The sequence below is a fragment of the Dietzia sp. CQ4 genome (assembly GCF_014145125.1).
In the GTDB taxonomy this organism is placed as follows: domain Bacteria; phylum Actinomycetota; class Actinomycetes; order Mycobacteriales; family Mycobacteriaceae; genus Dietzia; species Dietzia natronolimnaea.
Genome location: NZ_JAALDZ010000038.1, coordinates 1 through 3,998 on the forward strand (window position 1 = coordinate 1; position 3,998 = coordinate 3,998).

Consider the following 3,998-nt stretch of genomic DNA (forward strand, 5'->3'; position numbering starts at 1 on the left):
CCGTCCCCGCTGAAGAAGTGCGCGCCACTGTCGCTGCGGATGCCCAGGTTCCCCGGTTCGGCAACCTCCACGACGCCGTCGATCGGCTCGAGCCCGTCGGGCGTCAGGTGCACGGTGTCGCCCACCGCCAACTGTCGGTCGATGCCCAGGGCGTCGTCGAACCGCGCCCAGATGCCGTCCTTGTCGAGGTCGGTGAACGCGATGATCGACACGGTCACCGGCGGCAGGCCGCGGAAGTGGTCGAAGTAGCGGCGGAGATTCGCCAGGAAACCGTCCCAACCGTGGCTGTGGTACTCGGCCTCCCAGTCCTCGCCCGTGATCCCGCTGTGGATGAGCCGCAGCACGGCTCCGCCGCCGTCCCTGCCCTCGACGAGGAACTCCACGACCTCGGGCTGGCCGTCCGCGGAGGACGAGTACCGCCGCCCGGGCTCCCACTCCCGGACCGTGGCCTCCGCGACGTTGCCGGATCCGAAGTCGGACACGACGCGGGCGCCGACTCCTCCCTCCGGCGGGTCGAACCGGTGCGGCACGAACCAGCACGCCATGCCCTCGCCGGTGGCGACGGCCTCCCACACCTCCTCCGGGGTGGCGTCGAGCTCGATGGACTTCTCGATCCGCTTGTACTGGTCAGACATCGTTCTTCTCCTCACTCTCAGATGGGTCGGTTCGCCCGGATGGATCGGTGGGCCCGGATGAGTCGGTGCTCCCGGGTGGGACGGCGTGCATCCCCACGATGAGCCGGTGTCGGCGGTTCCCATCGGAGGAGTCGTCGTGGTACCTGGACACGAGCCTGGTCACCGCGTCGGTGAGTTCGTCGGCGAACGCCGCGCGGTCGGCCGGGGTGGCGAAGCACACCTCGCCGTCGAGACCGAACGTCCCGACCCGCTTGCCGGTCCGGCGTGCCCCGACGACCAGTTCACCCACCTCGCGCACCATCCGTGAGGCCAGCGCGAGCAGCCATCGTGGGGACGCCTGGTCGCGGTCGGCGCCGACGACCGGCTGGGTCCGTCCCATCACCCCGGGAGAGACGACGTACGACGACGACGAGGCCCTCAGTATCCGTTCGTGGACGTTCCCCCGCCGTCGCTCCTCGACCAGTTCGACCAGCCCGTGCTTCTCGAGCTGCCGCAGGTGATAGTTGAGTTTCTGCCTCGGTACACCCAGCCGGGCGGCGAGCGTGGTGGCCGACCCCGGCTCGGAGAGTTCGGCCAACAGGCGCGTGCGGATCGGGGCCAGGGCGGCGGTCGCCACCTCGGCGCTGTCGATCACTCCGATGTCCTGCATGACCCCGGCCTCCTGTGCTGGTTGGCACCCAGCCTCCTACCGACAAACTTTTTTGTCAAGGATTTTTTCCCCGTCGGCACTCGACCGCCCGGGGGTGGACGCCCCCGCGCCGGACCCGATCAGTCGGCCGGAGGTCAGCGCTCGCCTACGCTCGGATCCATGTGTATCCACCACGGCACCGCCACCCTCGCCGGCTCCGTGACCCCTCCCGATCCGGCGCACGAAGCGGCACAGGTGCGCGCTCTGTGGGAGCCGCTGGGTCTTCCGGGGATCATCGACGTCCACACGCACTTCATGCCCGACCGCGTGATGGCCAAGGTGTGGGACTACTTCGACGCCGCCGGCCCCAAGATCGGCCGGACGTGGCCGATCACCTACCGGGAGGCCGAGGACGAGCGGGTCGCCCGCCTGAGGTCCTACGGCGTACTGGCGTTCTCGTCGATGCTGTACCCGCACAAGGCGGACATGGGGGCGTGGCTCAACTCGTGGTCGGCGGACTTCGCCTCTCGTCACCCCGACTGCCTGCACACCGCGACCTTCTTCCCCGAGCCGACCGCGGGTGACTACGTCCGCGACGCGATCGAGGCCGGGGCCCGGGTGTTCAAGTCACACATCCAGGTGGGCGAGTACGACCCTCGCGATCCGCTGCTGGACCCGGTGTGGGGCCGGCTCGCGGAGGCGCAGGTGCCCACGGTGATCCACTGCGGGAGCGGTCCCGTGGCGGGACCCTTCACGGGCCCGGAGCCGGTCGCGGACGTGCTCGAGCGGTTCCCGGATCTCCCGTTGATCATCGCCCACATGGGCATGGGTGAGTACTCGGAGTTCCTGGACCTGGCCGAGCGGTACAGCGGCGTCTACCTGGACACGACCATGGCGTTCACCGACTTCGTCGAGGAGATCAGCCCGTTCCCTGCCTCGGAGCGCGGGCGGCTCGCCGATCTGGGGCACAAGATCCTGCTGGGGACCGACTTCCCCAACATCCCCTACCCGTTCGCGCACCAACTCGACGCCCTGGCGGGACTCGGGATGGGCGACGACTGGCTACGGGCGGTGTGGCACGGGAACGCCGCGAGGCTCTTCGACCTCTGACAGACCGGTCCGGCCCGTCGCGCCGCTGTCGGGCCCCGGCATCCGCTGTTCCGCCGGTTCGGGAGACGGTTCGGGGAACGGCTGGGGAGCCCGGGGCTCACTCTGCTCGGGACGGAGCACGCCTCCCGACCGCGCGGGCTGGGAGGGTCCACCGGACAGGATTCGGCGGCCGGACAGGGCGCTGCCCAGGGTCAGCTCGTCCGCGAACTCGAGATCCGCGCCCATGGGCAGGCCCGAGGCCAGGCGGCTCACCACGAGTTCGGGGAACGGCCGCAGCAACCTGGCCAGGTACGTGGAGGTGGCCTCGCCGGTGGTGTTGGGGTCGGTCGCGATGATGATCTCCGCGATCTCCTCGCCCTCGAACTCCTCCCCGACCCTCCTCATCAGACCGGCGATGCGCAGCTCGTTGGGCCCGATGCCGTTGATGGGATCGAGCGCGCCACCGAGCACGTGGTAGAGCCCGCGGAACTCGCGGGTGCGCTCGATGGCCTCGATGTCCTTGGGCTCCTCGACCACACAGATGAGCGTGGGGTCGCGCCGCGGGTCGGAGCAGATGCGGCAGCGTTCGGCCGCCGACACCGTGCCGCAGACCTCGCAGTACGTGACGCCGTCGACCACCGCCTGCAGCGCGGAACGCAGCCGCTCCACCGACTCCGGCTCCGCCTGCAGGAGGTGGAAGGCCAGCCGCTGCGCGGACTTCGGACCGACGCCCGGCAGTTTGCCGAACTCGTCGATCAGGTTCTGGACTGGTCCCTCGTACATCGCCGTTCCTGTGCTGTGTCGTTCCCGGCGACGGATGCGCCGCCGGGTGGCGGGTCCCGGATATCCCCGGGTCCCGCCGGGCTCACATGCCCAGGCCGCCCATCATGTCGCCGAGGCCACCGCCGGAGGCCAGGGGGCCGAGCCGCGACTCGGCGAGCTGCTGGACCTTGGTGTGGGCGTCGCCGAACGCACCGACGAGCAGATCCTGGAGCGTCTCGATGTCCTCGGGGTCCACGACCTTGGGGTCCACCGTGACCCCGGTGACCTCACCGGTGCCGCGCATGGTGACGGTGACGAGGCCGCCACCGGCCTGGCCGTCGACCGTGCTCGCGGCGATCTCCTGCTGCGCCTGGGCGAGCTGGGCCTGCATCTGCTGGGCCTGCTCGAGGAGGGCGTTCATGTCGGGTCCGGGCTGCATGGCGGGTCCTTTCGGCTGGTGCCTCATCTAAGCCGGGGCGGCCCCGGTCGGTCGGAACCCAGGGTAACCGCACCATCGGACAGCGTGCCCCGCCGCGCGGCGGGCCGGGCCGCTCAGCGCTCGAGCGGACGAGCCCCGAGGTGCTCCTTGAGCAACTGCAGAGCGATGTCCTCGCCGGTCCGGTGATCGATGTTCTGCGGCCCACTGCGGGCCTCGTCCACCATCTCCTCCTCGCTCACCGGGGGTGGTGGCGGACCGTCGGGCTCCCCGGCCTCCGGCTCGGGCTCCTCGGGCGGCGGCGGGATGTCGTCGTACCCGCCACCGGGCACACCGACCGCACCGGACCGCCCGTCTCCCGCACCCTGACCGCCATCACCCCCGCGTAGCCGGCGCTGCCACCCCTGGGGTTCGGGCTGCTGCGCGCTCCCGGGCGCGTCCGCCGGAG

General features: G+C 70.8%; 4 protein-coding genes and 2 pseudogenes. 1 reads left to right on the forward strand and 5 read right to left on the reverse strand.

The annotated features are described in order from the left end of the window. The coding region (locus G6031_RS02870) for an SRPBCC domain-containing protein (protein WP_182652385.1) at positions 1-635 on the reverse strand (635 nt) is incomplete at its 3' end. After that, on the reverse strand, positions 628-1,284 hold the full coding sequence (locus G6031_RS02875) for a helix-turn-helix domain-containing protein (RefSeq protein WP_182652386.1): 657 nt from the start codon (positions 1,282-1,284) through the stop codon (positions 628-630). The genes G6031_RS02870 and G6031_RS02875, both read right to left, overlap by 8 nt. 159 nt (positions 1,285-1,443) lie before the next feature. Here G6031_RS02875 and G6031_RS02880 point away from each other — a divergent pair, with 159 nt between their 5' ends. Continuing rightward, positions 1,444-2,373, forward strand: coding sequence for an amidohydrolase family protein (locus G6031_RS02880; protein ID WP_095717158.1), 930 nt, complete (start codon positions 1,444-1,446; stop codon positions 2,371-2,373). Positions 2,374-2,529: 156 nt separating this feature from the next. On the opposite strand, the pseudogene recR reads toward G6031_RS02880, so the two are convergent. The 3 genes and pseudogenes from recR to G6031_RS02895 form a co-directional block, all read right to left on the reverse strand. Continuing rightward, positions 2,530-3,135: pseudogene (recR, locus tag G6031_RS02885) on the reverse strand (recombination mediator RecR); the annotation flags it as partial. Between the two features lie 82 nt (positions 3,136-3,217). After that, the gene (locus G6031_RS02890; RefSeq protein ID WP_095717156.1) at positions 3,218-3,553 is read right to left on the reverse strand and encodes a YbaB/EbfC family nucleoid-associated protein; all 336 of its coding nucleotides are present in this window, start codon (positions 3,551-3,553) and stop codon (positions 3,218-3,220) included. A 113-nt stretch (positions 3,554-3,666) separates the two neighbouring features. Beyond that, a pseudogene (locus G6031_RS02895) lies at positions 3,667-3,998 on the reverse strand (DNA polymerase III subunit gamma/tau); the annotation flags it as partial.